This window comes from Agrobacterium sp. fls2-241-TYG-188a, from assembly GCF_030209845.1.
In genome coordinates, this window is sequence record NZ_JARVRD010000001.1 from 67,763 (window position 1) to 94,350 (window position 26,588).

General features: G+C 58.5%; 21 protein-coding genes and 1 pseudogene. 9 read left to right on the forward strand and 13 right to left on the reverse strand.

The annotated features are described in order from the left end of the window. Positions 1 to 2 precede the first annotated feature (2 nt). The 3 genes from QRN85_RS00295 to QRN85_RS00305 form a co-directional block, all read right to left on the reverse strand. Complete coding sequence (locus QRN85_RS00295; RefSeq protein ID WP_284756725.1) at positions 3 to 668, reverse strand: GntR family transcriptional regulator; 666 nt, start codon at positions 666 to 668, stop codon at positions 3 to 5. Between the two features lie 110 nt (positions 669 to 778). Next, the gene (gene acs / locus QRN85_RS00300) at positions 779 to 2,737 is read right to left on the reverse strand and encodes an acetate--CoA ligase (protein ID WP_284756727.1); all 1,959 of its coding nucleotides are present in this window, start codon (positions 2,735 to 2,737) and stop codon (positions 779 to 781) included. A 53-nt stretch (positions 2,738 to 2,790) separates the two neighbouring features. After that, positions 2,791 to 4,125 carry an SLC13 family permease gene (locus tag QRN85_RS00305; protein WP_284756729.1) on the reverse strand — a complete coding sequence of 445 codons (1,335 nt, stop codon included), beginning with the start codon at positions 4,123 to 4,125 and terminating at the stop codon, positions 2,791 to 2,793. A 195-nt stretch (positions 4,126 to 4,320) separates the two neighbouring features. Between QRN85_RS00305 and mdcA the strand changes: the two genes are divergently transcribed. The 7 genes from mdcA to QRN85_RS00340 are packed head-to-tail and all read left to right on the forward strand — an operon-like array spanning position 4,321 to position 10,284. Next, complete coding sequence (mdcA, locus tag QRN85_RS00310; protein WP_284756731.1) at positions 4,321 to 5,952, forward strand: malonate decarboxylase subunit alpha; 1,632 nt, start codon at positions 4,321 to 4,323, stop codon at positions 5,950 to 5,952. Positions 5,953 to 5,961: 9 nt separating this feature from the next. Beyond that, positions 5,962 to 6,291: a malonate decarboxylase acyl carrier protein gene (gene mdcC / locus QRN85_RS00315; RefSeq protein WP_284756733.1), complete on the forward strand. Its 330-nt coding sequence runs from the start codon at positions 5,962 to 5,964 to the stop codon at positions 6,289 to 6,291. Beyond that, a complete protein-coding gene (locus QRN85_RS00320; RefSeq protein ID WP_284756735.1) occupies positions 6,288 to 7,169 on the forward strand; it encodes a biotin-independent malonate decarboxylase subunit beta in 882 nt (293 codons plus the stop codon). The genes mdcC and QRN85_RS00320 overlap by 4 nt, the downstream gene beginning before the upstream one ends. Then, positions 7,166 to 7,879, forward strand: a complete 714-nt coding sequence (gene mdcE, locus QRN85_RS00325) for a biotin-independent malonate decarboxylase subunit gamma (protein WP_284756737.1) — start codon at positions 7,166 to 7,168, stop codon at positions 7,877 to 7,879. Before QRN85_RS00320 ends, mdcE begins: the two co-directional genes overlap by 4 nt. Then, the gene (mdcG, locus tag QRN85_RS00330) at positions 7,866 to 8,513 is read left to right on the forward strand and encodes a malonate decarboxylase holo-[acyl-carrier-protein] synthase (protein ID WP_284756738.1); all 648 of its coding nucleotides are present in this window, start codon (positions 7,866 to 7,868) and stop codon (positions 8,511 to 8,513) included. The genes mdcE and mdcG overlap by 14 nt, the downstream gene beginning before the upstream one ends. After that, the gene (gene mdcB, locus QRN85_RS00335; RefSeq protein WP_284756740.1) at positions 8,510 to 9,376 is read left to right on the forward strand and encodes a triphosphoribosyl-dephospho-CoA synthase MdcB; all 867 of its coding nucleotides are present in this window, start codon (positions 8,510 to 8,512) and stop codon (positions 9,374 to 9,376) included. The genes mdcG and mdcB overlap by 4 nt, the downstream gene beginning before the upstream one ends. After that, positions 9,373 to 10,284, forward strand: coding sequence for an ACP S-malonyltransferase (locus QRN85_RS00340; RefSeq protein WP_284756742.1), 912 nt, complete (start codon positions 9,373 to 9,375; stop codon positions 10,282 to 10,284). The genes mdcB and QRN85_RS00340 overlap by 4 nt, the downstream gene beginning before the upstream one ends. 27 nt (positions 10,285 to 10,311) lie before the next feature. Here QRN85_RS00340 and QRN85_RS00345 read toward each other — a convergent pair whose 3' ends face one another. The 3 genes from QRN85_RS00345 to QRN85_RS00355 form a co-directional block, all read right to left on the reverse strand. Then, a complete protein-coding gene (locus QRN85_RS00345; protein ID WP_284756744.1) occupies positions 10,312 to 11,502 on the reverse strand; it encodes an MFS transporter in 1,191 nt (396 codons plus the stop codon). A gap of 64 nt (positions 11,503 to 11,566) precedes the next feature. Then, positions 11,567 to 12,760: a CocE/NonD family hydrolase gene (locus QRN85_RS00350; RefSeq protein WP_284756746.1), complete on the reverse strand. Its 1,194-nt coding sequence runs from the start codon at positions 12,758 to 12,760 to the stop codon at positions 11,567 to 11,569. 6 nt (positions 12,761 to 12,766) lie between these two features. Next, positions 12,767 to 13,342 (reverse strand): CocE/NonD family hydrolase, encoded by a 576-nt coding sequence (locus QRN85_RS00355; RefSeq protein ID WP_284756748.1) that lies wholly within the window; start codon positions 13,340 to 13,342, stop codon positions 12,767 to 12,769. Positions 13,343 to 13,713: 371 nt separating this feature from the next. Here QRN85_RS00355 and QRN85_RS00360 point away from each other — a divergent pair. Continuing rightward, positions 13,714 to 14,622, forward strand: a pseudogene (locus QRN85_RS00360) (LysR family transcriptional regulator). Positions 14,623 to 15,002: 380 nt separating this feature from the next. Next, complete coding sequence (locus QRN85_RS00365) at positions 15,003 to 16,793, forward strand: CocE/NonD family hydrolase (RefSeq protein WP_284756749.1); 1,791 nt, start codon at positions 15,003 to 15,005, stop codon at positions 16,791 to 16,793. A gap of 49 nt (positions 16,794 to 16,842) precedes the next feature. Here the strand turns inward: QRN85_RS00365 and QRN85_RS00370 are convergent, their stop codons facing one another. From QRN85_RS00370 to QRN85_RS00400, 7 genes are all read right to left on the reverse strand, one after another. After that, complete coding sequence (locus tag QRN85_RS00370) at positions 16,843 to 17,529, reverse strand: response regulator (protein WP_112960795.1); 687 nt, start codon at positions 17,527 to 17,529, stop codon at positions 16,843 to 16,845. Continuing rightward, positions 17,526 to 20,219: an ATP-binding protein gene (locus QRN85_RS00375; RefSeq protein ID WP_284756751.1), complete on the reverse strand. Its 2,694-nt coding sequence runs from the start codon at positions 20,217 to 20,219 to the stop codon at positions 17,526 to 17,528. Before QRN85_RS00375 ends, QRN85_RS00370 begins: the two co-directional genes overlap by 4 nt. 6 nt (positions 20,220 to 20,225) lie before the next feature. After that, entirely contained in the window at positions 20,226 to 20,795 is a 570-nt protein-coding gene (gene kdpC / locus QRN85_RS00380; protein WP_062589943.1) for a potassium-transporting ATPase subunit KdpC, read from the reverse strand. Between the two features lie 3 nt (positions 20,796 to 20,798). After that, positions 20,799 to 22,835, reverse strand: coding sequence for a potassium-transporting ATPase subunit KdpB (gene kdpB, locus QRN85_RS00385; protein WP_284756753.1), 2,037 nt, complete (start codon positions 22,833 to 22,835; stop codon positions 20,799 to 20,801). Positions 22,836 to 22,848: 13 nt separating this feature from the next. Then, complete coding sequence (gene kdpA / locus QRN85_RS00390) at positions 22,849 to 24,558, reverse strand: potassium-transporting ATPase subunit KdpA (protein ID WP_284756754.1); 1,710 nt, start codon at positions 24,556 to 24,558, stop codon at positions 22,849 to 22,851. A gap of 18 nt (positions 24,559 to 24,576) precedes the next feature. Beyond that, the gene (kdpF, locus tag QRN85_RS00395) at positions 24,577 to 24,711 is read right to left on the reverse strand and encodes a K(+)-transporting ATPase subunit F (protein ID WP_284756756.1); all 135 of its coding nucleotides are present in this window, start codon (positions 24,709 to 24,711) and stop codon (positions 24,577 to 24,579) included. 151 nt (positions 24,712 to 24,862) lie between these two features. After that, complete coding sequence (locus QRN85_RS00400; RefSeq protein WP_284756757.1) at positions 24,863 to 26,410, reverse strand: cryptochrome/photolyase family protein; 1,548 nt, start codon at positions 26,408 to 26,410, stop codon at positions 24,863 to 24,865. Between the last annotated feature and the right edge of the window lie 178 nt (positions 26,411 to 26,588).

Consider the following 26,588-nt stretch of genomic DNA (forward strand, 5'->3'; position numbering starts at 1 on the left):
CGCTATTCTGCCGCAAGATCGCCTGTGGCCCGCATGAAGCGGGCCAGCGCAACCCCGGCATTGAGCATATGTTCGCGCATCATCAGGCTTGCCTGTGCGGCATCGCCCTGCATCATCGCCCGGATGATGGCCTCGTGTTCGTTGTTGGACGAATGCAGGCGCTGCGCATAGCGTAACTGGGTGCGCCTGAAGGGCAGCAGCCGACCGCGAAGCCGCATCAGTTCCTCGAACAGAAAATCATTATGGGCACTGCGATAGAGCAGTTCGTGGAAAGCAAGATTGAGCTCATCATATTGCTCGAAGTTTTCCTCACGGGCGGCAACCGAGGCCTTCTGGTGAATGTCGAGGAGTTCGGCACGCTCCACCCCGGTTATGCGGTGTGTGGCAAGGCCTACGCACATGGCCTCGATCTCCGCTGTTACTTCAAACATCTGCATGAGGCGCGGCAAGGTCAGTGGCAGGACGAAGGCCCCTTTGCGCGGCCGTATTTCCACCAACCCGCTGGCTTCGAGCTGCCGAAGGGCCTCACGAACCGGGGTGCGAGAGGCCGAAAACCGGGCGCTCAGCGTCCCCTCGTCCAGCACAGAACCGGGGCGGATTGTACCGGTTGAAATCTCATCCGACAGCACGACGCGAATATGCTCACTGATCGAACTTCCGGTGGTCATCGGGCTCTCCTCGCTTTCAGAATATCCGTGACACCAAGACAATGCGCCTTGGTGTCACGCGAGGTTCAGTATCATCGTTGAAGCGACGGCTAAAGTTCCAAATCCGCCTGTCACGCGGCTTCTTGCCTGTTCTGCCTGTTTTCGATGAGGTCATCGACGACGGCTGGGTCTGCGAGGGTCGAGGTATCGCCGAGCGCGCCGAAGTCGTCCTCGGCGATCTTGCGCAGAATGCGGCGCATGATCTTGCCCGAGCGCGTCTTGGGAAGGCCGGGCGAGAACTGGATCTTGTCAGGCGTGGCGACAGGACCGATTTCGTTGCGCACATGCTTGATGAGTTCTGCCCGCAGCGCATCGTCACCCACCTGCCCCGCCATCAGCGTGACATAGCAATAGATGCCCTGACCCTTGATGGAATGCGGATAGCCGACGACGGCCGCCTCCGAGACCAGATTGTGCGACACCAGCGCCGATTCGACTTCTGCCGTGCCCAGCCTGTGGCCCGAGACATTGAGAACGTCATCCACACGCCCTGTGATCCAGTAATAGCCATCTTCATCGCGACGGCAGCCATCGCCGGTGAAGTACTTGCCCTTGTAGGTGGAGAAATAGGTCTCGACGAAGCGCTGGTGATCGCCATAGACCGTGCGCGACTGACCCGGCCAGCTGTCGACAATGCACAGATTGCCATCGGCTGCACCTTCCAGCACCTTGCCCTCGGCATCGACCAGTTGCGGCTGCACGCCGAAGAAGGGTCGTGTGGCCGAGCCGGGCTTGAGATCGGTCGCCCCCGGCAGTGGCGAGATCAGAATGCCGCCGGTTTCCGTCTGCCACCAGGTATCGACAATCGGGCTCTTGTCCTCGCCCACCACGTGGTAATACCACTCCCAGGCTTCCGGGTTGATCGGCTCGCCCACCGTGCCGAGAAGGCGAAGGGACGAGCGCGAGGAACGCTTTACGAACTCGTCGCCCGCGCCCATCAGCGAGCGCAGCGCCGTTGGGGCGGTGTAGAAGATGTTGACCTGATGCTTGTCGATGACTTCCCAGAAGCGACCCTGATCGGGAAAGTTCGGCACGCCCTCGAACATGACGGTGGTGGCGCAATTGGCGAGCGGTCCGTAGACGATGTAGGAATGGCCGGTCACCCAGCCGACATCGGCGGTGCACCAGTAGATATCGCCATCATTGTAATCGAAGACATATTCATGCGTCATCGACACATAGACCAGATAGCCGCCGGTCGTGTGCAGCACGCCCTTGGGCTTGCCGGTGGAGCCTGAGGTGTAGAGGATGAACAGCGGATCTTCCGCCTTCATCTTTGCCGGTTCGCAATAGGGTTTTACCGAGGCGACTTCCTGATGGTACCAGAGGTCGCGGCCCGGCGCCCAGTTGGTCTTGCCGCCGGTGCGGCGCACCACCAGCACCTTGTTGACGATGACATGCTGGCGTGCGGCGATGTGGATGGCCTTGTCGGTGTTTTCCTTGAGCGCAATCGGCTTGCCGCCGCGCACGCCCTCGTCGCAGGTGATGACGAAGGTGGATTCGCAATCGACGATGCGACCCGCCAGCGCATCCGGCGAAAAGCCGCCGAAGACCACGGAATGCACCGCCCCGATGCGTGCGCAGGCCAGCATCGCATAGGTGGCTTCCGGGATCATCGGCATGTAGATGGTCACCCGGTCGCCCTTCTTGACGCCGTGCTTCTTCATCACATTGGCCAGACGACACACCGCATCGTAAAGCTGGTTATAGGTGATCTTCTTGTCGATATAGGGGTTGTCGCCTTCCCAGATGATCGCCGTGCGCTCGCCATGGGTCTTCAGATGCCGGTCGATGCAATTGTAGGAGACATTCGTCAGGCCGTCCTCGAACCACTTGATCGGCACCTTGCCCTTGAACGACGTATTCTTGACCTTGGTGTAAGGCTTGAACCAGTCTATCCGCTTGCCGTGCTTGCCCCAGAACCCATCCGGATCCTCGACACTCTGCTCGTACCATCTCTGGTAACGCTCATTGTCGATCTTCGTGCGTTGTCTCGCGGACTTCAGGACCGGATATAGTTTCTGGGACATGTGCATCCAGCTTTACTGTTGACGTTGACTGAGGGGTGCGATCCGGGCTGGCATCAAAGCCAGCCGGGAGCCACGAAGACGAGCCATGCGAGAAGCGGGCCCGCAGCGACGACAAATGCGCTGTAGTAAAGCAACGTCTTGAAGAACTTCGTCTGATCGACATTCTGGGCGTTGGCGACAACCAGAGCGCCGTTGGTCGAGAAGGGCGAAACGTCAACGATGGTGGCGGAAATGGCGAGTGCCGCAATCATGCCCGGCGTACCGATTTCACCCTGCATGAGCATGGGAACCGCAAGCGGGATCATAGCCCCCATAACGCCGACCGAGGAGGCGAAGGCCGAGACGATGCCGCCGATATAGCACAGGAGAAGGGCAGCAACGAGCGGCATGGCCAGTGCGGACACGGAGTTGCCGACATAGGTGATGGCGCCGGATTTCTCCAGTACCGAGATGTAGGTGATGACACCCGCGATCAACAGCACGGTTGACCATGCAATCTTGTCGACGGCGCCCTTCTGCCCGCGTGGGCAAACCAGTGCCAGAACGACAGCGACGCACATGGCGACCAGACCGACATTGAGGCTGAATGCCAGAGACAGAATGGCCAAGGCGGCAAGACCGGTCAATGTCAGTGCCTGCTCCAGATCAAGCTTGCCGCTCGTCGTGACCTCAGTCATTTCCGATTCACGTTGGCGCGGATCGATCGCCATATGACCGCCACTGCCGCGCACATCCACGGATACGCCCGGTGTGAAGACGTCGCCGGAACCGTTCGCGCCAGCAGCCGCTTTCGATTTCCTGCCCAGAACCATGGCTGCGCCGATGGCAATCAGCAGGTTAAAGCCGAGGCTGGCGAGGAAGAGAACGGTTTCGTCACCCGGCAGGCCAGCGCGCTGAACCACCTGATTGGTGATGCCGCCATAAATGCTGATGGGAGAGAAGCCACCGCCCTGTGCGCCATGGATGACCATGATGCCCATGAGAAGCGGATTGATGCCATATTTTGCCGAAAAGCGCAGGGCAATCGGGGCGATGATGGCAACCGCCGCCGGGCTGACAGCACCAATTGCAGTCAAAAGCGCCGAGACGAAGAACATGACCCACGGAATGGCCGATATGCGCCCCTTGACGGCCCGAACGCAGGCCCGAACCAGCCAGTCAACCGTACCGTTGTTCTGCGCGATCGCGAAAAGATAGGTGATACCGACAAGCGTGACGAAAAGGTCACCCGGAAAACCTTCGAAAATCTGCTTGACGCTCATGCCGACGACGAGCGTGCCGATGATGAACGAGAGGGCAAAACCCAGCGCGCCCATGTTGATCGGCAGGGCAGTCGCCACGATAAACATGACGACGAGCCCGAGTATAGTAATGACTTCTGATGACATGACAGCTCCTCCCGAAAGCCAGTGGGTCGGAGTGGAAGCGGCACCCTCTTGCCGTTCGCCATCCGTGCGGCGTCCCCGCACAACCCATTGGGGTATGTATGCGCAAAAAACGCGAATAGGCAATAATGAATTTATACGTTGATAAAATTTGAGCTGCGGAATACATATGGGCGCAAATGCTGTGGAGGCGCATTCATGTGGACTAAACTTGCGACAAACCGCGCGAGCCGATTGGAACGGGCTTCACCGCTCTCAAACGGCAAGGTGGTCAAAGCAGATGCGATCATTGCTCTCATGGAGGCCGTGATTGAACCGGGCGATCGGCTGTGCATCGAAGGCAACAACCAGAAACAGGCCGATTTCCTGGCAAAGGCTCTGGCAAATGTGAATCCGCAAGTGGTTCACGATCTGCACATTGTCCAATCGGTTCTGGCGCTGCCGGAACACCTCGACGTGTTCGAGAAGGGCATTGCATCCAAGCTGGATTTTTCCTTTTCGGGACCGCAGGCGGCGCGTCTTGCAAGGCTCTTGAGCGCCGGTCAGCTCCGTATCGGCGCGATCCATACCTATCTCGAACTGTTCGGTCGGTACTTTACCGATCTTACTCCGCGCGTAAGCCTCGTTTGCGCCCAGGCAGCGGATAGAGCCGGCAACCTCTATACCGGCGGCAACACTGAAGACACGCCTGTTATCGTCGAATCCACAGCGTTCCGACAGGGCATCGTGATCGCCCAGGTCAACGAGATCGTTGACGTGCTGCCGCGTGTCGACATTCCCACCGACTGGGTCGACTTCGTCGTGCAAAGCCCCAAGCCACACTACATCGAGCCGCTCTTTACGCGCGATCCGGCCCAGATTTCGGAAATTCAGGTGTTGATGGCGATGATGGCCATCAAAGGCATCTATGCCGAATATGGCGTGACGCGCCTCAACCACGGCATCGGTTTCGATACCGCAGCAATCGAGCTCATCCTGCCAACCTATGCGGAAAGTCTCGGCCTCAAGGGAAAGATCGCCACCCACTGGGCGCTCAATCCGCATCCGGCGCTCATTCCCGCCATCGAGGCAGGCTTTGTCCAGAGCGTGCATTCTTTCGGCTCGGAACTGGGCATGGAGGGTTACATCCGCGCCCGCTCGGACGTGTTCTTTACCGGACGCGATGGCTCGATGCGGTCCAACCGGGCGCTGAGCCAGACGGCAGGCCTTTATGCCTGCGACATGTTCATTGGCTCCACCCTGCAGATCGATCTCGATGGCAACAGTTCCACGGCAACGCTAGGCCGTATTGCCGGATTTGGTGGCGCCCCGAATATGGGATCGGATGCCAGAGGGCGCAGGCATGGCTCGAAAGCATGGCTGAAAGCAGGCGAAGAGGCCGCGACTGGCACTATGCCGCGCGGCCGCAAGCTCGTCGTCCAGATGGTGGAAACCTTCCGAGAACATATGGCACCGGCCTTCGTGGAAAAGCTCGACGCGTGGAAACTGGCCGAATCCGCTGGTCTCGACCTGCCGCCGGTCATGATCTACGGCGACGATGTAACCCATATTCTCACCGAAGAGGGCATTGCCAATCTGCTTCTGTGCCGCACGGCAGAGGAGCGGGAGCAGGCCATTCGTGGTGTTGCGGGCTATACGGCTGTCGGCCTTGGTCGCGACAAGCGCATGGTGGAAAATCTGCGGGACCGTGGCATCATCAAACGGCCAGCCGATCTGGGCGTCGATGTATCGCTGGCAAGCCGCGATCTTCTGGCAGCCAAATCGATGAAAGATCTCGTACGTGCATCGGGTGGCCTTTATCGCCCCCCTGCACGGTTCCGGAACTGGTGAGGTTCGACGATGGAAAAACTGGAATATGAATTTGCAGGCGGCACTGTTCTGGCAGCTCGCAACAAGCCCATCCTGTCCGGCGTTCTCGGCTCCGGCAATCTCGAGGTGCTCGTCGAGTCCGGCGATCTCGCTGGCAAATGCCGGGTAGAAGTGGAAACTGCGGCGGTTGGATTTGGAACGATCTGGCAGGCGGTGCTATCTGATGTGTTCGACCGCTGGAAGATCGGCGACGTGAAAGTGTCGATCAACGATGCAGGCGCAACGCCCGCCGTCGTGGCACTGCGGCTGGATCAGGCACTCCAGGCCTATTCGGGCAAAAGCAGCGAGGCGACATCATGAGCAGAAGCTGGTACGAAGCAACAGCGCGTGAGCGCATTGACGGCCTGCTGGACGCAGGCAGTTTCATCGAACTCCTTCCTCCGCAGGACCGCATGACAAGCCCGCATCTGCGGGTCCTCGGCTCCCCCGCCGCCTTCGATGATGGCGTGGCCGTCGGCAAGGGACTGCTGGACGGCAAGCCCGTCCTCATCGCCGCGCAGGAAGGTGCCTTCATGGGCGGCGCGGTGGGCGAGGTGCATGGCGCCAAGATCACCGGGCTTCTGGAGCGCGGACTGGACGAAAAGCCGAGTGCGGTTCTGCTGCTGCTGGAATCCGGCGGCGTGCGGCTGCATGAGGCCAATGCGGGATTGATCGCCGTTTCCGAAATCATGCGCGCCATTCTCAATCTGCGCGCCGCCGGTATTCCCGTCATCGTTCTCGACGGCGGACGCTACGGCGTCTTTGGCGGCATGGGCATAGCATCGCGGCTTTGCTCATCGATAGTCATGTCGGAAGAGGGGCGGCTTGGCCTGTCCGGGCCCGAAGTCATCGAAACCACCATGGGCGTGGAGGAATTCGATGCATCCGACAAGGCTCTCGTCTGGCGCACGGTTGGCGGCAAGCATCGCTATATCCTCGGCGAGACCGCAGGTCTCGTTTCGGATGACATGGATGCGTTCAGAAACGCAGCGATTGGCCTTCTCGGCACGGCAAAACCTCTCGATCTCGATGGCGTTGAAGCGGAACACGCTGCACTCTCTGCGCGCCTTGCCCGTTTTGGCGACGTGCAGGATGCTAGCGATATCTGGTCGGCACTGGATATTGCCGATGTGGACAGGATTCCCCTGATGACAACGGAGGAATTCCACCAGGCCGTCGATGGAAGGAGAAGCGCATGATGACGCCGGAAGTTTTGTTCGACCGCCTGTTTCCGCAAGGCCACGACATTTCCTCAGAGGGTCTCTTCTTCGCGGGGACTGCAAAGGCTGGTTCACAACCGGTATCGGTCATCGGCACGCGCGAAAAGGCGCATATCGGCATCGATCTGGCCATGCGCATGGCGTCAGAGGTCATTCGCATCATGAAGGAGCGTCCGGGCAGCCCGATCCTGCTTCTGGTGGATACTGCCGGTCAGAAAATGAGCCGCCGTGACGAGCTTCTGGGCCTGAACGGCTATATAGCCCACCTGGCCAAATGTATCGATGTGGCGAGACGTCGAGGCCATAAAATTATTGGCCTCGTCTATGGAGAAGCCGTCAGCGCCGGGTTCCTATCGTCCAGCCTTTTGGCGGACGCCTGCTATGCGCTGCCGGAAGCCGAGGTAAGGGTGATGAACCTGCCCGCCATGTCGCGTGTGACGAAAATTCCCGTCGAGCGGCTGGAGGAATTGTCGAAGGACAGCGCGGTCTTTGCTCCAGGCGTTGCCAATTACGTCGCCATGGGTGCAGTGCGTGAAACCTGGAACGGCGATCTCGCCAGTGCATTGGTTAAGGCGCTGGAAGAGAACCCCGATCCCGGCAGCGATACCCGCCGCAACTACGGAGAAGAACGCAAGGGACGGACGCTGGCACGTTCCGTTTCTCATCGGGTGCGGCATGATGCGGCCTGAAAGGCACCGCTTCGTCACGCTCAAATCCTCGTGGCGTGAACACGCGATCCTCTCTCCTTGCGGTATCGCAGCGGGTGAACTGCTTCCTGACTGGGTTGATGCGGGTCGTCCCCTGATCGTGGCTTCCTCCGCCGCAGGAGACGACGAGACGACAATTCGCCTCGGTCTTTCGACCCCAGAAAAACGCAGACTTGGACTTTGCGTGGCCCTAGAGGCCATCAATCGCGTTTTGCCTCCTGTCGCGCTCGAAGATGCCGCCACCAGTGCGCCGGATGAATGGCAGGACACCATTCGGTTGGTATCAAATACAGCAGTGCGGTTCGGGCTCAGTCTCTACGTCTTTGGGTCTCTGGCATGGACACATCTTTCCGGCGAAAACCATTTGCGTGCTGGCTCTGACCTCGATCTGCTCGTTTCCACCTCTACTCCCGAAAGCTACCTTGAAGCCGTTCAGTCGCTTCTCGACATCGCTGGAAAGCCGCGACTGGATGGGGAGTTGCTGCTGACAGACGGTTCGGGCGTCAATCTGCGGGAATACGCTGCGCGGCCCAGCCGGATCCTTATCAAACAGCATGGTGGGCCGAGACTGGTTGAATATTCTTCGCTCATGTCCGTTGCAAGGAGTGCCGCATGACCACGGTGCTTCACCCAGTTGCGGAGCAACCGCGCATTGTCCGGCGGGATAGCAGCCGGGTGCTCGGCAGAATGGCGATCCGTTCGCTCTACACCGAGCTGTCGCTTTATCCGAAACCCGGCCTCGTCAGCCCGGTCGACAACGGTGCCCATGACGATATGAGCATGGCCACCTTCATGCGCAGCCTGTTTTCGCTCAGGACCTATTTCGTCCAGATTGCTGCCGCAGGCGGGTTTGAAAGCCGGTTCATCACCCTCAAGCAACTGGGCATGGATGCCGAAAGACGCATGTTGACAGCCACGGCGGGTATCAACACGCACCGGGGAGCAATTTTCAATCTCGGACTGCTTTCCGCCTCTGCTGGATATCATATAGCCAACCGCTTGCCGCTTGATACCGATGCAATCTGCATGACCGTCGCCACGCTATGGGGCAAGGATCTAATGGCGGACATGCCAGTAGACTCAAATGGCTCACGTGCGATTGCCCGACATGGTGGCCCCGGAGCCAGAGAGCAGGCGGCGTTGGGATACCCGGTTCTGAGGCATGTGGCTGTACCGACATACGACAATGCGTTGAAGCAGTCAGGCGACCGCAATTTGGCAGCGTTGCAAACATTCTTTACGCTCATGTCCGTGCTGAACGACACGAACATCCTGCATCGGGCTGGACGTGAAGGACTCGATTACGTGCACCAGCAGGCACGCGAATTTTTGTCTGACGGCGGCGTCTTCGCCTCTGGCTCCATAGACCGCGCCGCAGAGCTGAATCGGGCGTTCTCTCAACGCCGCATCTCACCGGGAGGAGCGGCTGATCTTCTTTCATGCGCTATTTTCCTTCATGATGTGAGGGCAGGCCAATGACGCTCGGCATTCTATGTCCCGGTCAGAGCGCACAGGCTCCGGAGATGATCGATCGCCTGCGCGACGCGCCAGAGGCAACCGATGTTTTCGTGGCATTTCAGGAGGTGATGGGCAGCTCGATTTTCGAGGTGGTGAGGCAGGGGCGCCTGCACGAGAACGCCATTGCACAACCGGTCATCTGCGCTGTGGAACTGGCGGCGTTCCGGATTGTCAGACGCGCCCTTCCCGCGCCCGATTACTTCGCCGGCTACAGTATCGGTGAGCTGGCAGCATATGGATGCGCCGGGTCGATCAGCGCGAGGGACCTGATCCACCTGGCAAGCCTGAGGGCATCTCTGATGGACGCGGCTTGCCCGACACCTTCCGGCATGATCGCCATTCGTGGCCCCCGGGAAACGAGTGTGTCGCCGATATGCAGCAGCAACGCCGTTCATATCGCAATTCGCAACGGCGAGGACCGCTTTGTCGTCGCTGGACCTCTGGACAATATCGCGGGCGCGGCAAGGGATGCCGAACAACGCGGCGCGCATGTCACACCTCTTCCCGTGCGTATCGCTTCCCATACGCCTTTGATGCATTCGGCCGTCGCTGCCTTTGCAAAGGCATTGGAAGCGGCGGATTTCAAAAGCCCTACCGCGCCGGTCTTGGCCGGTATCGATGGCGGAACCGTTCGTTCTCGCGAAGTCGCCATCCAGCGGCTTTCCGCCCAGCTGGAGACATGCATCGACTGGCGTGGCTGTATGGAAAGCCTCAAGGAAGTGGGCTGCACGACACTGCTTGAACTTCTGCCCGGCGGTGATCTTTCCGCAATGGCCAGAGACGCCGTCCCTTCCATCGCCTCGCGATCGATGACCGAGTTCAAGACACTCGATGCGGCCGCAGAATGGGTTTTGCGCAAGGAGGGCTGAAACCGCTTCGCGCTGCCTTTCCGCGACTTAGCTTGAATGCGCGGGAAGCGTGGCGACCAGATCATGTTTCCTGCGGGATAGGTTGCGCTTGACCGCCATGAGCAAAGCAGCTGCGATGGCGGAAAAGCAGAAAGTCGCCAAACCGAGACCTTCAAAGCCAATGATGGCGACAATGGCGCCGCCCAGCGCCGGGCCAAGTGCAGCGCCCGTCATCATCATGGCAGGTGTCGCAGCGACGGCCCGGCCTGAAGGATCAAGCCGGGACAGCACACCGAAAAGGAAGGTGTGGGTAAACAGAACAATCGATGCGTAAAATAGCGTTGGCGCAGCGAAAGCGTTGAAAACAGTGGCGTTAGTCAATGTCAGCGCCAGAGCCGCCTGGGTGAGTGCGCCAGCGATGCCGACCGCCAGCGCGGGTAAGCGCCTTTGCAGCAGGACTGCCAACACTCCCGGCATGAGATTGATGAAACCGAGCAGAACGAGAAGTATCTGGACCTGGCTCGCGTCAAAGCCGCGCGTCGCTGCTATGCGTTCGATGAATGCAAAGACCATGGACTGATTGAGCATCAGGCAAACGACAGCCGCTATCGTCAGATAGGCAATGAGCGGGACACGGCCAGCGCCGGATTTGGCTTCAACTCCAGCCTCATCTGCAGCATCCTCTCCTTGCGTGGTCTGCTCGGGGAAAAACAGCGCGATAGCGCCCGCGCCAATCGCCATAATGACGACCTGCCCGCCATAAGCTGCGATCTCACCGGGGATGAATGCGAACATCAGGACCGCGAGAACTCCCACCATGACATTTGCAAGCCCGAAATGGCGATGCGGGTTTTCCGTGCGTCCAATACTGCCATGGACCATGGACAGGGCGGAGCCGACGCAAAGTCCCGCTATGCCGTGGATGGCAAGAAGCTTGCCGAAGCTTGATGGAGCCACGGGAAGACCCCAGGCCCATGAAAAACAAAGCGCTGCGGCACAGAAACCCGCAAATGCGATCCAGCGGGGCGACAGGCGATCGAACCTCGGCGCCAGAATGGTGCTCATAACCACGATACCGCCAAGGAAAAGCGTCACCGTCAGGCCCGCCTGCTCTGGTGCCAGCCCATAATGCGCCATCAGTACTCCAATCCAGAGTGGCAATGCCGCCAGATCGATCGTTCCGGCCATGTGGCCGACGTAAAGCGCGGCGATACCGCGCAGACCCTTGCGATTTGACATGTTTCCTCCTCCCGTTTTTAAAAAAGCCCACCGCCTCCAACGGTGGGCTGGCATCATCCGGCCGTTATGGGCAGACCGGCAGTTCTACCCAGCTCGCGCCTTTCCCGGTCTTGATCTTCACCTCCCCGCCGATTCGCTGATGCTCCGGCGTGACATGGAAGAAGGGGAATGAGCGGAAGACGTCGCGCGTCGACACCTCGATGATAAGGCGGTGCCCCTTTTCAAACACCGCGCTCGTCGGTCCCACTGCAATGTCGATGGTGACCGTTTCTCCGGGTGCAGGTGCCTTTTCGCAATCGCGCCGGTGGACCGGACGGTGAGAACCGTCGATCATTCGATCGGGGTCAAGCTCACGACGGGACAGACGTCCCCAACCCAGACCAAGAGGCGTCTCGGGATTGTCCAACCCGTCATAGACGACTTCCGTGCCGTCAGGTGCGATGTCGCGCAGGCAGACAAACAGGTCCGCATCACCTTCAGACGCGGTGACCGTCAGGTGCACCGTGACCGGGCCGACCAGCCGCAAATCGTCTTCCAGCGGTTTGGACGTGAACACCGCGTTCCAGGATTGCTGCAACGGGCGGCTCAGGCCATCCTTGATATAGGCTTGCATCACCGATTCATTCATGTGAACCGCATGGTGTTCGCTGTCATCTTCAGCCGGCTTTTCAAGCCGCGGCGGCTCAATCGGGACTGCGAGAAGATCGGCAGTGGCCGACCCCTGTACCGGATCGCTGCTCAAGCTCATGGCCTCGGCGTCCAGTTCCCATTTCACCCACTGCGTCTGCGGTAGCGGCCATTCCCTGGCCTCCATCCACTCTATGGCACCGGGTCTGCGCACGCAAAGCGTCAGCGGCGGTGTCTCCATCATACCGTTCTGAATGTCCTTCAACCAGAAATCCATGAACTTCTTTTGCGCGGCATATCCCTCTTCGCTGTAGTAGGGCTCAATGTGGCCGCCGATATGGGCACGCAGCCATTTGTGCTTCGAGGCGGACTGGCAAAACAGATCGAAATGCTGCTGAAGCGACAGCAGCGAACCTGTCCAGTTCGCCGCAGTCAGGAACGGAACGTCGATGACAGAAAGATCGGGTGTACGTGCCGCCCAGAACTCATCGAAGAAGGGGTGAGCTATGGCCTTTGCGGGCCAGTTCTCGCGCATACGTTCCAGCTCCTGCGGCGGCAGCGTTCCATAGCCATGCTGGTTGGGCACGATCCACGCGTCAAACCAGGAGTTGACGAAGAAGGTGTTGAACATGCCTTCCTAATAGGTCATCTCGTAATTGTCGCCGCCAACTTCCCAGGGGATCATGCAGGTGAGGTGCGGTGGCTTGTGCGTTGCCACTGCAATTTGCGTTGCCGAGAGATAGGAAATTCCATTTAGACCGACTCGACCGGTACACCAGGGCTGCACGGCGATGGCTTCGATTGCGGCGGCGTAATCCTCGATATCGCGCGGCGACCAGACGTCGGCTACGCCCGGCGAGGCACCAAGCCCGCAGGCATCTACGATGACGACAGCATAGTCATCCGCGACCCATCGCAGAATATCGGGAGCCTCATAGACCGCGTACTCGTTCTTCATAGAGATGCGCGCGTAAACGGCTGGCTCTTTCGTTTCGAAGTGAATGTCCTTGCCGTAGGGCGTAAAGCACATGACTGCGGGATATTGCTGCGTCGTATCAGGCCGGTACACGTCTGCCATAACGATCCGGCCATCTTCGACCTCAATCGCCACATTCTTATCGACACGCATCTTGCCATCGACAAATGAACGAAACGGCGGACGGGTGCTGAAAGTCCTGGTTGCTATCGGATTACTGTCGGCTTGGTTGTTCATGGTCTTCCCTTAAAAAAAGGTCATGGCGAAGCAACCGCAAGCCATCGAAATGGCGTGACGAGTTGTTCGCAGATCTAGTGGACTGAAGATTCGATTTTGGTGCCTGCCAAACAGGCTGGAAGTCACCAACGAGTCATGGTCGGGCAGGATGTATCACCGCCGATATGCCCGCCTGAACGTCGAGCGAAGCAGGTGCCGCGAAACTTCGTGTTAAGGACTAAAGGCCATTTGTTTCCTCCCTGTTGGACACCCTCCAGTGTCGCCTATGGGTAGCTAAGCACATTGCGCACTATTTAAAAAATCGATTGTTTAAATGCGTACTATCCGCAATATGGATATGATAGGCATGGATATCCCGGGAGGTTACGGGGATGCGATTTCAGGGTCTTGATCTCAATCTTCTGGTTGCGCTTGACGAGCTTCTGACGGAGCGCAACCTGACGGCAGCGGCGAACAAGCTCAATCTGAGCCAGCCCGCAATGAGTGCCGAGCTGGCACGCCTGCGATCCTATTTCGGTGACGACCTTTTCAGAATACAGGCGCGCGGCATGGTGCCTACCCCTGTTGCCGAGAGCCTTGCAGGTCCCACCCGCGATGCGCTCCTGCAGATCAAGGCTATGCTTGCCAAGCGGGACGCCTTCGATCCGTCCACGTCACGTCGATGATTTCGGGTTGCCTTGTCAGACTACGCCATGCTCGTGTTGTTTTCTTCCGCCATGGCACAGATTGCCAGCGCGGCACCCAACATCACATTTGATCTGGTTCCATTCGATGACAAGCCCGATGAACTGATCCGTCGCGGTGAGGTCGACTTCCTGATTTTCCCGAATATCTTCCTGTCTGAAGCTTTTCCCCAAGCAAGGCTTTTTGAAGATCGGCTGGTCGCAGTCATCTGGGAGGGAAATAGTATTGTCGGAGAATCCCTGACATTCGCCCAATATATGTCGATGGGGCACGTCGCCAGTCAGTTTGGGCGGTCACACAAACCCTCCATCGAGGACTGGCTGATGCTTGAACACGGGGTAAAGCGCCGTGTCGAAGTTGCGGTTCAGAGTTTTGCGATGGTCCCTCATCTGCTGGTAGGGACAAATCGGGTCGGAACGATGTGCAAACGCCTTGCGGATGAGGTTGCCAAGACCATGCCCGTACGCGTGATGGACCTGCCAATGCCACTGCCCTCCTTTACGGAAGTCATACAGTGGTCGCCAGTACACAATGGCGACCTTGCCGCCGAGTGGGTCCGCAGCATCATTCTGGATGACGCCGAACGCATGAAGTGAACTCCGCCTGCCAGCGTCGAAATACTATATGTAAAAACTTCGGCAGCACCCGTCAAAGCAATCGACACTGAAATCTCCAATCCCGTGCAGGTGAAAGGCGCCTGGAATGCGGTCTGACCAGCATGACCAAACCGCCGTCGTATTTTGGCAAACTTAAGCGGTCATCGCACCGGCCACATATCCATGAAACGAATATCAACTATCCAAACAATCGATTTCGCAAATGGAGATTGCCGTGCCAATTTCCTGTCGGGAAGAGAGGCCAGTCGGCGATGACACCGCGGCATTTGGCAGACATCTGTATGCCTTGACGTCGGCGTGAAGTCTGAAAGTTCCGGGCCCCATCCTCGTTTTTAACCGGTAGGGAGGAACTATTTGCCATGGAAAAATTTATCGAAGCCCTCGGTGTTAATGTCATTTTCGATCCGACGACTCCCTTGTCGGCATCGGAGCCGCCCGTTCCTGCTGTCGACACCAGAACAGTCGAGCTCAAGAAAGGCTATGTCCATGTCGAAGGCGCACTGGCCTTGACCTGTGACATCACGTTCGAACAGGATGTTGCGATCCCGCTGCGAGACGGAACCATCCTCTACGGTGATATTTTCCGTCCTTCCAACCAGAAAAATGTGCCCATCATTCTGGCCTATACGCCCTATTGCAAACGCGGCGGTTGGTGGAACCTGAATTTCAATGCGACCAAATTCGGCGTGCCACAGAGCACGCTGTCCGGTCTTCAGTCCTTCGAGGCACCAGACCCTGCAATCTGGTGCGATGCCGGCTATGCCGTGGCTGTCGTGGATGCCGCCGGCACGTCGAATTCCGGCGGCGATGAAGTCTTTATGGGCACGGCTTCAGGACGCAACGTCTATGATGTGATCGAGTGGCTCGGAGAGCGCGACTGGTCCAACGGCAAGGTTGGCATGGCCGGAAATTCCCAGCTCGGCATGATCCAGTGGGCCACCGCCGCCTTGCAGCCACCGCATCTTGCCGCCATTGCACCTTGGGAAGGCCTGAACGACAGCTATCGCGACGTTGTCATGCGTGGCGGTATTCTGGATACGAAATTTCATGACAGGGACATCGCAGCCTTCATCTTCGGCCGTAACAATCGCGAAGCCCTGACGAAGATGGCGCAGCGCTATCCGCTCTACAATGCCTATTGGGAGGACAAGCGTCCCGACCTGAAGGCGATCACGGTGCCCGCCTATGTCGTGGCAAGTTTCACAAGTGCGATCCATCCGCGCGGAACGCTGGAAGCATTCCGTGGCATGGCCTCGGAGCACAAATGGTTGCGTGTCCACAACAATCAGGAATGGCTCGATCTAGCCGATGCGGGCAGCACGGCGGATCTCCGGAAGTTCTTTGACCGCTATCTCAAGAACATCGACAATGACTGGGATGAAACACCGAAGGTACGGCTGTCCATTCTCGATCCCGGCGGCGAAGATCAGGTCAATCGGCCCGAAACGTCCTGGCCGCTGGAACGCCAGGAATGGCGCAAGCTCTATCTCGATGCGCAGTCCTTCGGACTTTCGGACGCACCTCTTACACCCTCATCGGTGGCGGAATATGCCGGTGACGATCTGACACAATGCGTCAGGTTTTCGAAGGTGTTCGAAGAGGAAACCGAAATCACCGGCTACCTCAATCTCCACCTCTGGGTCGAGGCGGCGGATGCCGATGACATGGACCTTTTTGCCGCCCTTTACAAGGAATCGGCCGTCGGGAAGCGTCTGCATCACATCACGCTTATTGGCCCGCAGGCGCGGGGTTTCGTGAAATCGCTTGAACAGGATGGCAAGCTGCCGGGTACCCTCAGCTACACCGGCCCGCTTGGTCGCCTGAGGGTTTCGCAGCGCGCCATCGATCCCGAGCGGTCGACGCCATCGGAGCCGCTGATCACCCACAAAAGCGAGGAGCGACTGATTCCTGGCGAATGCGTACCAATCGAGCTTTCGCTGTGGCCAACATCCATGGTGGTCCATGCTGGCGAGCGGCTTGTTGTTGAGATAGCGGGGCACCCCGTTGGCCCCCATGCTCACGGAACGCTGCCAGGGGCCATTCTTGATCTGCCGACACGCAATCACGGCAGGCACCGGATCCGCACGGGAGAGCGCTACGACTCCCATCTGCTGTTCCCGGTCATTCCGTCCCAGCAGGCAAAAAAATAGACCAAACGGGAAAGTGGCCGCCGTGGGCGGTCATTTTCTTCATCGGAGCTCAATCACCAACCAGCCGATAACCAACGCCTGGCTCTGTCTGAACGATTTTTGGCTGCGCCGGATCTTTTTCGATTTTCTGGCGCAACTGACCAATGAAGACACGCAAATAATGCAGATCCTCTTCATGGGCAGGCCCCCACACGGACGTCAGAAGGGTTCGATGTGTAACCACGCGGCCAGCATGATGTGAAAGCAGGGCGAGGAGGTCGTATTCCTTGGGAGTCAGGCGAATGGACTGACCGTTCCGCGATACGATGCGTTGAACCACATCGATCACCAAACCATCCGCATTGACCAGCGATGGTGCCTTGCTGGCATCCACGCGGTGGCGCATTGCCGTTCTGATGCGGGCGGTAAGTTCGCCAATGCCAAAAGGCTTTTCGATATAATCATCCGCCCCCAGATCGAGAGCAGCAATCTTCTCTGCCTCCCTGTCCCGTGCGGATAGGATGATGATGGGGATGGTAGACCAGCCGCGGAGGCTGGCGATAACGTCCTTGCCATCCATATCGGGAAGCCCCAGATCGAGAATGACCGCATCGGGCGCTGCCGTTGCAACGGCCTTGAGGGCATCGGCGCCGTTTTCCGCCTCGATGACGTCATAGCCTGCAGCGGCCAGCGCCGGCCTAAGGAAACGGCGGATCTGCGGCTCATCATCAACAACGAGAATACGGGCAAGCGTCATGTCAGTCCTTGCGTTCGGTCTCTTTCCTCTACCGGGAAACGCATGACAATACGAGTGCCTCTCTTCCTCACAGCCGGGCTTTCGGCATGGATGCGCCCTCCAAGGGCTTCAACGAAGCCACGGGCAATGGAAAGACCAAGGCCGGTGCCGGGAGAGCGACCATCCGTTTTGGAGCGGCGGTAGAATTTCTCGAAAATTCGATCAAGCTCACCGGCCGGAATACCCTTGCCAAGGTCCGTTACCGAGAGCACCACCTCCTTGCCATCACAGCGGGCGTAGACATTGACGGCATCGCCGCCGCCGTATTTGGCGGCGTTGTCCAGAAGGTTGAACAGGACCTGTTCCAAGAGCACGCTGTCACCACGCAACAGCGGCAGGTCTGCTGCAATGCCCGTTTCGAAGGGCTGGGCTGGAAAATACCTGCGCGCCCGCGCCACGGCAGAGCGGACCACATCGCCCACATCGACCCAATCGCGCTTGGCTTTTAACGTTCCTGTCGAAATCCGTGTCATGTCGAGAAGGTTTGCGACAAAACGGCTGAGACGCGCGCCCTCTTCTTCTATGGACTGCAGAAGATCGTCGCGGCTTTCGGGCGTCATCTTCTCGCCAAGCTCTCGCAGGCTCGTCACAGCACCGGTGATCGTGGCAAGCGGAGTGCGCAGATCATGCGAAATGGAGGATAAAAGTGCCTCCCTGTAACGCTCGCTTTCCAGCCTCACTGCCTGCTTGGCGCTTTCGGAAGACAGGCGTGCGCGGTCAATCGCGGTGGCAGTCTGGTCTATGATTGCGGAGAACATGCGCTCGGCGTTTGAATCCAGCGCCTCGCTGCCCACCTCGTATCCGCAGACACCGACCACGCCATGCGGGCTGGTCAGGGGTCGAAACTGGAAGCGGCAATTTGGAAGCGTTCCGGTGCCGGCACCTGCAGGTTCGTTTCTGGTATTGGCCCAGCGTGCGGCGGCAATCTCGGCAATACCAAGCTCCGTATCGGGCGGCCAGGCTGCAGCTGTCTCCAACGTATCGCCACTTGCCCGCAGAAAGACGATGTTTCTGTTGATGCCGGCATGAAGCTGGCTGACGGAAGCCCAAAGCACCTCATCGACATCGGCGGTGCCGGATAGCTTGCGGGCAAAATCGTACAGCGCCTGCATGGCGGCGGCGCGGGCACGGGCGGTCTTTGCCTGTTCGCGGATGCGTGATCCGAGACTACCGGCCAGAATGGCCGCCACGACAAAGATGCAGAGCGCAAACACCTCATGCGGCGAGGCGATGGTGAATGTGTAAAGCGGGGGTATGAAAAAGAAGTTGTATGCCAAGGCGGACAGCATGGCCGCCATGAGGGCGGCAGCAAAACCGGCATAGGTCGCAGCGGCCAGGACAGCAATCAGAAACAGCAGTGATATATTTGGTAGATAAACGATGCGGTCGATCAGCGCGCCGATCAAGGCGGCCGGCAAGACGCATAGAAAGGCAATGCCAAGTGGCTTTGCAAGAGTGGGAAGTTTTGGCCAGGCTCTCCTCGTAGACGCCTGACGGCCCGATTTTTCATCGGCAGTGACGAGGTGAAGCCCTATGCCGCTCATTTCCCGCGTCAACGCATCGGCAAGGCTGCTGCGCAACGGGTTTCGAAACCATGAGCGACAGTGAGAGCCGATCACGATCTGCGTGGCGTGCTCCCGTCTGGCAAGTTTCAGGATTTCCGTCACGAAGTTGCTGCCGGTTATGCGCCGTGTCTCCGCTCCCAGTTTTTCGGCAAGCCGGAAGGTGTCATCGATGCGGCGAAGCTCGTCATCATCAAGGGTTTCACGGTCTGAATGCGCAATACTGACGACCAGCCACGGCGCATTCAGCCCAGATGCCAGGCGGCTGGCTACCCGAACCACCTTCTCCGACAGGATGTCGGAGCCGATACAGACCAGAAGCCTTTCTGACGTCGCCCACGGTCCTTCGATTGCGTTCTGACGCAGATAATCTATCATCTGGTCATCAACCCGGTCTGCGGTGCGCCGCAGGGCCAGCTCGCGCAATGCGGTCAGGTTGCCCAGGCGGAAAAACCTGTCTGCGGCGCGTTTGGCGCTTGCCGGAAGATAGACCTTGCCCTCCTGCAGTCGCGTAATGAGCTCGGCGGGCGGCAAATCCACAAGCACGACCTCATCCGCCTTCTTCAGGACAGTATCGGGAACTCTCTCGCGCACATTCACGCCGGTGATCTGCGCAACCAGATCGGAAAGGCTTTCAAGATGCTGGATATTGAGCGCGGTCCATACGTCTATTCCGGCTTCTATCAGTTCCTCTATGTCCTGATATCTTTTGGGATGGCGAAATCCTTCGGGATTGGAGTGGGCCAACTCATCCACGATGATCGTGCCCGGCTTTCTCGCCAGAGCAGCATCGAGATCGAATTCCTGCAAGTCCTTGCCGTGATACGCCACCTGCACACGAGGCAGCTTTTCCAGACCAGCCAACAGAGCTGAGGTTTCACTGCGCCCATGGGTCTCCGTCAGCCCCACGACGATTTCAAACCCGTCTGCGGCCAATCTCTGGGCGCGGTTGAGCATCGCATAGGTCTTGCCGACGCCCGGCGCAGCGCCAAGAAAAATCGTCAGCTTGCCCCGGCGGTCTTTATCCGCCAGGGCAAGCAATGCGTCAGGGTCAGGACGGTTGGTCCCGTAAGGCTCGTTCGTCGGCATTCAATATCAGCTCTTGAGCGCATCCAGCGCAAGGTTGAGTTCTAGCACATTCACGCGCGGTTGCCCGACAATTCCGAAGGCCGCACCCTCGATAGTTTTGTCAAGCAGAGCCCTGACCTGCTCGACAGGGAGTTGCCGCGCAGCCGCGATGCGATCGACCTGCGCCAGGGCAAATTCCGGCGAGATATGCGGATCAAGGCCCGAACCAGATGTCGTCACGGCATCTGCGGGGATGGAGCCCGTAATGCCGGTGGATTTCAACCGCTCGACATCGCCCGCAACGCGATCACGCAGCTTGGCCGATGTTGTGCCCAGGTTCGAGCCGGATGAAGCCGATGCATTATAGGGATCGGGCGACGTCGCGGACGGACGAGACCAGAAATAACGCGGAGACGTGAAATTCTGGCCGATGAGATCGGAGCCTATGACCGCATCGCCGCGCCTGATGACGCTGCCATTGGCCTGTTGCGGCATGAGCACCTGCGCGATGCCGGTGACCGCAAGCGGATAGGCAACACCGGTGACGAGCGTCAGAAGAACGAGAATGACAAAAGCGGGTCTGACAAGTTTCAACATGATTTACACCAGATGCAGGGCCGTAACGGCCATATCGACAAGCTTGATCCCGGCGAAAGGCAGCAAAAGCCCTCCGAAACCATAGATCAGAAGGTTACGGCGCAAGAGTGCAGCAGCACTGGATGGCCGGTAGGCTATACCCTTCAGGGCGAGGGGTATGAGTGCGATAATGATGAGCGCATTGAAGATGACCGCCGAAAGGATGGCCGATTGCGGCGTGGAAAGCCCCATGATGTTAAAGGCGGTGAGTGCAGGATAGGTCGTTACGAACAGAGCAGGGATGATCGCGAAGTATTTTGCAACGTCATTGGCGATGGAGAATGTCGTCAAAGATCCGCGCGTCATCAGCAACTGCTTGCCGATTTCAACAATCTCGATGAGCTTCGTCGGGCTGGAATCGAGATCGACCATGTTTGCGGCTTCTCGCGCAGCCTGGGTTCCGCTCTGCATCGCAACGCCCACATCCGCCTGCGCCAAAGCGGGCGCATCATTTGTGCCGTCTCCACACATGGCGATCAGACGGCCGCCCTGCTGCTCGCGGCGGATATAAGCGAGCTTGTCTTCAGGCGTGGCTTCGGCGAGAAAATCGTCGACACCGGCTTCAGAAGCGATGGCCGCGGCCGTAACCGGGTTGTCACCCGTCACCATGACGGTACGGATGCCCATGGCACGAAGCGCTGCGAAACGCTCCTTGATGTCAGGTTTGACCACGTCTTTGAGATGAATGACGCCGAGCAGACGTTTCCCATCCGCCACGCCAAGCGGTGTACCGCCCGAACGTGCGACGCTGTCCACCGCCTGCATGAATCCGCGCGGAGCATCCTTGTCCGTCAGTCCGGTAAATTTCAGGACCGCATCGATCGCACCCTTTCGCAACTGGTGAGACCCCATATCGACGCCTGAAAGACGGGTCTGTGCACTGAACGCAATCGTGCTGTCGACAACGGCCTTTGGAGTGGAAAGGCCAAACTCTCCGGTCGCAAGTGCCGCAATGGAACGTCCCTCCGGCGTTTCATCCGACAGGCTGGCAAGAAGCGCTGCCTCGGCAAGTTGATGCTGCGTTACACCAGGGGCGGGAATGAAGTCTGCCGCCATTCGGTTGCCGAAGGTGATCGTGCCTGTCTTGTCCAGAAGAAGTGTATCGACATCGCCCGCGGCTTCGACCGCACGCCCCGATGTGGCAATGACGTTGAAGCGGACAAGGCGGTCCATCCCGGCTATGCCGATTGCAGAAAGCAGCCCACCAATGGTGGTAGGAATGAGCGTAACGAGCAGCGCCGCGAGAACCGTGACCGAAAGGACGGTGCCGGAATAGCCTGCCAGACCCCAGATAGTCAGGACGATGATCAGGAACACAAGGGTAAGGCCGGAAAGCAGGATGGACAGGGCGATTTCATTCGGTGTCTTCTGCCGTTCTGCCCCTTCGATGAGCGCAATCATACGGTCCACAAAACTGGCACCCTGCGGTGTGGTAATGCGGATCTTCAGCTGATCGGACAGAACCTGCGTTCCCCCCGTGACGGCAGAGCGATCGCCACCGGACTCGCGGATCACGGGGGCGGACTCGCCGGTGATGGCGCTTTCATTGACGGAGGCAACGCCTTCGATGACCTCTCCATCTCCGGGGATGAGCTCTCCCGCTTCCACCACCACCACGTCGCCCAGCGCGAGCATGGTGGCGGGAACCGTCTCGATGGTGCCGTTGGCGCCAATGCGACGCGCGGTGAGATCGGAGCGGCTGCGTTTGAGGCTTTCCGCCTGTGCGCGGCCACGTCCTTCCGCCACCGCTTCTGCGAAGGTGGCAAACAGGACCGTGAACCACAACCAGGCGGCAATCTGGCCAGAGAAGCCAGCCGCGCCGTTGCCTGCCAGGGCGTCTCGAACAAAAATGACGGTCACCATAGCGGCCACCACTTCCGTCACGAAGATGACGGGTGTTCGTATGAGTTGTCGAGGATCGAGCTTGACAAATGCCTGCTTGATGGCGGGCAAGATGATGGCTGGATCAAAAAGACCAGGTTTTTCCGGCTTTTGTGACATTTATTGTTTTCCTTTAGAAGGTCTGACCGGCCAGCATGGCGAAATGTTCGACGATGGGCCCAAGTGCCAGAGCCGGGAAATATTGAAGCCCGCCCAGGATGAGGATGATACCGACCAGAAGTCCGACAAAGAGCGGACCATCTGTTGGGAAGGTGCCGGTGGAGGCGGGAACGCGGACCTTTGCGGCAAGCGAACCGGCGATAGCCATGACCGGGATGGCGTAGGCGAACCGTCCGAGCAACATGGCGAGCCCAAGCGTTGTGTTGTACCAGCTGGTATTGCCCGAAAGGCCACCTAAGGCCGAGCCATTATTGCCCGCGGCAGACGTAAAGGCATAGAGGATTTCCGAGAGACCATGAGGACCAGCCGTACCGATACTGGCAACGGCAGATGGCAACATGGCCGAGACCGCCGAAAATCCAAGGATGGTCAAAGGCAGAATGAGAACGGCCAGCATGGCGCATTTCATTTCCCGTCCCTCAATCTTCTTGCCCAGAAACTCCGGGGTCCTGCCAACCATCAGGCCAGCGACGAAGACCGCCAGAAGAGCAAAGACGAGCATCCCATAGAGGCCCGAACCGACGCCACCGGGAAGGATTTCTCCGAGCTGGATCAGAAACATCGGCACCAAGCCGCCTAGTCCCGTAAAGGAGCCGTGCATACCGTTTACACCACCATTCGAAAGGCCGGTGGTAACGGCGGCATAGAGCGCGGTCATGGCCTGGCCGAAGCGCAGTTCCTTGCCCTCCATATTGCCCTGTAGGGCATCAACGCCAAGCGCGGTGACGATGGAGTTGCCCGACGCTTCCGCCCAGTAGATCGTTGCAACACCGGCAATGAGCAGGATAGCCATTGCCGACAGCAGCACCCAGCCCTGGCGGCGATTACCGACCATCTGGCCAAAGGTATAGACCAGCGCAGAAGAGACGCACAACATCGCGAAAATGTTGATGTAGTTCGAAAATGCGGTCGGGTTTTCAAAGGGGTGGGCCGCATTGGCATTGAAGAAGCCGCCGCCATTCGTTCCCAGCTGCTTGATAGCTTCCTGGCTGGCAACCGGCCCAAGCGAGATGACCTGCTGGGCACCTTCAAGGGTCGTTGCCGTCACGCTGGCGTCGAGCGTCTGGGGCACGCCGGTCCAGACAAAGACCAGTGCGATGACGAGTGCCAGTGGCACAAGCACGTAAAGCGTCGCCCTGGTCATATCCACCCAGAAATTGCCGAGGGTCGTTGCCTGTGAACGCATGAAGGCGCGCGTAAACGCCATTGCCATGGCAATACCAACCGCCCCCGACAGGAAGTTCTGGACAGTCAGGCCGACCATCTGGCTGAAATGACTCATCGTCGCTTCGCCAGCATAGTTCTGCCAGTTCGTGTTGGTGACAAAACTGACGGCAGTGTTGAATGCGAGATCAGGCGGAACACCGACAAAACCCTGCGGATTGAAAGGCAGATAGGCCTGCAGCCGCAAAATCCCGTAGAGGAAGAGGAAACTCGCCAGCGAAAAGGCCAGCATGGAAAGCGTATAGGCCAGCCAGCCCTGCTCCTTGTCCATGCTGGTGCCACAGGCACGGTAGATGCCGCGCTCAATCGGCACGAGAACAGGAGAAAGAAAGGTCCTTTCGCCCGAAAACACCTTCGCCATATAAAGGCCCAGCGGTTTGACGACGCAGAGCACGGCGAGGAAGAGGAGGCTGATCTGCAGCCACCCGATAATGGTCATGGAAATTCTCCCCGAAGGTCAGAAGCGCTCGGGACGCAACAGCGTCACGACGAGATAGACGACAAGAGCGCCGGCCACGGCCAGCGCGAGCAAAGCTTCGATCATGCCGTCCTCACAATGAGCTGAGCGCGCGGGCGTAAAGGGCAAAGCCAATCAGCACGCAACTGCCAGTGAGAATGAAGACAATGTCGGACATGTGTTTCTCCTATGATGAGGAGGCAACCTTACGTCCGGACCGCGTCAGGGTTCGATTGGGAATAAAGGTAAGGCACATAAGGAAAACATAAAGAAGAGCGCCACCCGTCTAGACCGGCTCTCCTTTATCGAGCTTCTGCAGGAACAGGCGGGCGCTCTGCCTGTAATCCTCGCGTTTTGTATCGCTCATCCGCCGCCATGTCGCGTAAGGCTGGGCCAGCCTTCGATTGCCCGATAGCTTTTCGGCATTTCTGTCCAGAAAATCCCAATAGAGCGCATTGAACGGACATGCCCCCTCGCCGGTCTTGCGGTGAACGTCATAGCGACAGTTTTCGCAGTAATCAGACATTCTGGAAATATAGGCGCCGCTGGCGGCATAAGGTTTCGATCCGAGAAGGCCGCCATCGGCAAACTGGCTCATGCCGATCACATTGGGCAGTTCCACCCACTCATAGGCATCAGCATAGACTTCTAGATACCATTCGTGGACGGCATGGGGATCAAGCCCGGCAAGCAAAGCGAAATTGCCTGTGATCATCAACCTCTGAATATGGTGGGCGTAGGCGTTGTCGATGGTTTCACGGATGACCGTTGCCATGCAAGCCATGTCGGTTTTTCCGCTCCAGTAGAAGTCCGGAAGCGGCCGGCTGGCGTCAAGGAAATTTTTTCGCGCATAGTCGGGCATGAACATCCAGTAGACACCCCGGATGTATTCCCGCCAGCCAATGATCTGGCGGATAAAGCCTTCCACGGCATTGATGGGGGCATCCCCCTGCAGGTAGGCCCTTTCTGCCGCCTGGCATACGGCCAGCGGATCGAGAAAGCCGATATTGATGTAAAAGGAAATGAGCGAGTGGTTGAGGTTCGGATCGTCTCTCACCATCGCATCCTGCGTTTCTCCGAACCGGGGCAGAAACTCGACAATGAACGCGTCCGCTGCCTTTTCGGCATCTTTGCGCGTTACCGCGAACGAAAATCCCTTGGCCTTGCCCATATGGTCGGGAAAGCGCGCATCGACCAGTTCCATGACGGAGCGTGTCGTTTCATCCGGTGCGAAGGTTGGATGACGCGGGCGGAACAAGTCGGTCTTTGCAGGGGCCCGGTTTTCGCTGTCATAGTTCCATCGTCCGGAAACCGGCTGGTCGCCTTCCATCAGGAGACCGGTCTTGCGGCGCATTTCGCGATAGAAAAACTCCATCGTCATCTGTTTGCGCCCTTCGGCCCATTGCCGAAAGTCTTCATGGGAGGCAATGAACCTGCGATCGGTCCTGATATCCACGGACCGGCCCATCTGCTCTTCCCAGTTTTGCATGGCGTGCAACACGCGCCATTCCCCCGGCTCGGTCACAACGATATGTTCCGGGTTGAGGCTGCCAACCGCCCTCTTCAGTTCTCCAGTGAAAGAGCCGGTGTTTTCATCATCATCAAGCCTGATATAGCGGACCTCGAACCCTTTGGCAGAAAGCTCTTCTGCAAAATGCCGCATTGCCGAGAGGATAAGGATTATCTTCTTGCGATGGTGGCGAACATAGGTCGTTTCCTCTGCCACCTCGCACATGAGAACCACGTCGTTGGCGGGGTCAGCGCCCTCCAGCGACGAAATCTCAAGGGATAACTGATCGCCCAGAATGAAGATGAGATTGCGGCAACGGGACATGGCGGGACTCTCTGACGTTTCGAATGAGATACGAAGGCGTGAGCTCAACGGATCAGGGAACGATCTGAGCAGAAAAAAGTGCCGCAGACGGTACAATGTCCCGCGATTGGCGTTCGGCAAGGCACCGATTTGAGTATGGGATAGCAGAAATCCACAGGGCTTGGCGCGGCATTTCTAC

Coding starts and splice junctions, on each gene's coding strand:
- QRN85_RS00305 (WP_284756729.1), bottom strand. CDS start 4,125: ATGTCATCAGAAGTCATTACTATACTCGGGCTCGTCGTCATGTTTATC.
- kdpB (WP_284756753.1), bottom strand. CDS start 22,835: ATGTCACAAAAGCCGGAAAAACCTGGTCTTTTTGATCCAGCCATCATC.
- acs (WP_284756727.1), bottom strand. CDS start 2,737: ATGTCCCAGAAACTATATCCGGTCCTGAAGTCCGCGAGACAACGCACG.
- QRN85_RS00365 (WP_284756749.1), top strand. CDS start 15,003: ATGGAAAAATTTATCGAAGCCCTCGGTGTTAATGTCATTTTCGATCCG.
- mdcC (WP_284756733.1), top strand. CDS start 5,962: ATGGAAAAACTGGAATATGAATTTGCAGGCGGCACTGTTCTGGCAGCT.
- QRN85_RS00350 (WP_284756746.1), bottom strand. CDS start 12,760: ATGTTCAACACCTTCTTCGTCAACTCCTGGTTTGACGCGTGGATCGTG.
- mdcE (WP_284756737.1), top strand. CDS start 7,166: ATGATGACGCCGGAAGTTTTGTTCGACCGCCTGTTTCCGCAAGGCCAC.
- mdcB (WP_284756740.1), top strand. CDS start 8,510: ATGACCACGGTGCTTCACCCAGTTGCGGAGCAACCGCGCATTGTCCGG.
- QRN85_RS00375 (WP_284756751.1), bottom strand. CDS start 20,219: ATGCCGACGAACGAGCCTTACGGGACCAACCGTCCTGACCCTGACGCA.
- mdcG (WP_284756738.1), top strand. CDS start 7,866: ATGATGCGGCCTGAAAGGCACCGCTTCGTCACGCTCAAATCCTCGTGG.
- QRN85_RS00295 (WP_284756725.1), bottom strand. CDS start 668: ATGACCACCGGAAGTTCGATCAGTGAGCATATTCGCGTCGTGCTGTCG.
- QRN85_RS00355 (WP_284756748.1), bottom strand. CDS start 13,342: ATGAACAACCAAGCCGACAGTAATCCGATAGCAACCAGGACTTTCAGC.
- QRN85_RS00400 (WP_284756757.1), bottom strand. CDS start 26,410: ATGTCCCGTTGCCGCAATCTCATCTTCATTCTGGGCGATCAGTTATCC.
- QRN85_RS00320 (WP_284756735.1), top strand. CDS start 6,288: ATGAGCAGAAGCTGGTACGAAGCAACAGCGCGTGAGCGCATTGACGGC.
- QRN85_RS00345 (WP_284756744.1), bottom strand. CDS start 11,502: ATGTCAAATCGCAAGGGTCTGCGCGGTATCGCCGCGCTTTACGTCGGC.
- QRN85_RS00340 (WP_284756742.1), top strand. CDS start 9,373: ATGACGCTCGGCATTCTATGTCCCGGTCAGAGCGCACAGGCTCCGGAG.
- kdpA (WP_284756754.1), bottom strand. CDS start 24,558: ATGACCATTATCGGGTGGCTGCAGATCAGCCTCCTCTTCCTCGCCGTG.
- kdpC (WP_062589943.1), bottom strand. CDS start 20,795: ATGTTGAAACTTGTCAGACCCGCTTTTGTCATTCTCGTTCTTCTGACG.
- QRN85_RS00370 (WP_112960795.1), bottom strand. CDS start 17,529: ATGACGCTTGCCCGTATTCTCGTTGTTGATGATGAGCCGCAGATCCGC.
- mdcA (WP_284756731.1), top strand. CDS start 4,321: ATGTGGACTAAACTTGCGACAAACCGCGCGAGCCGATTGGAACGGGCT.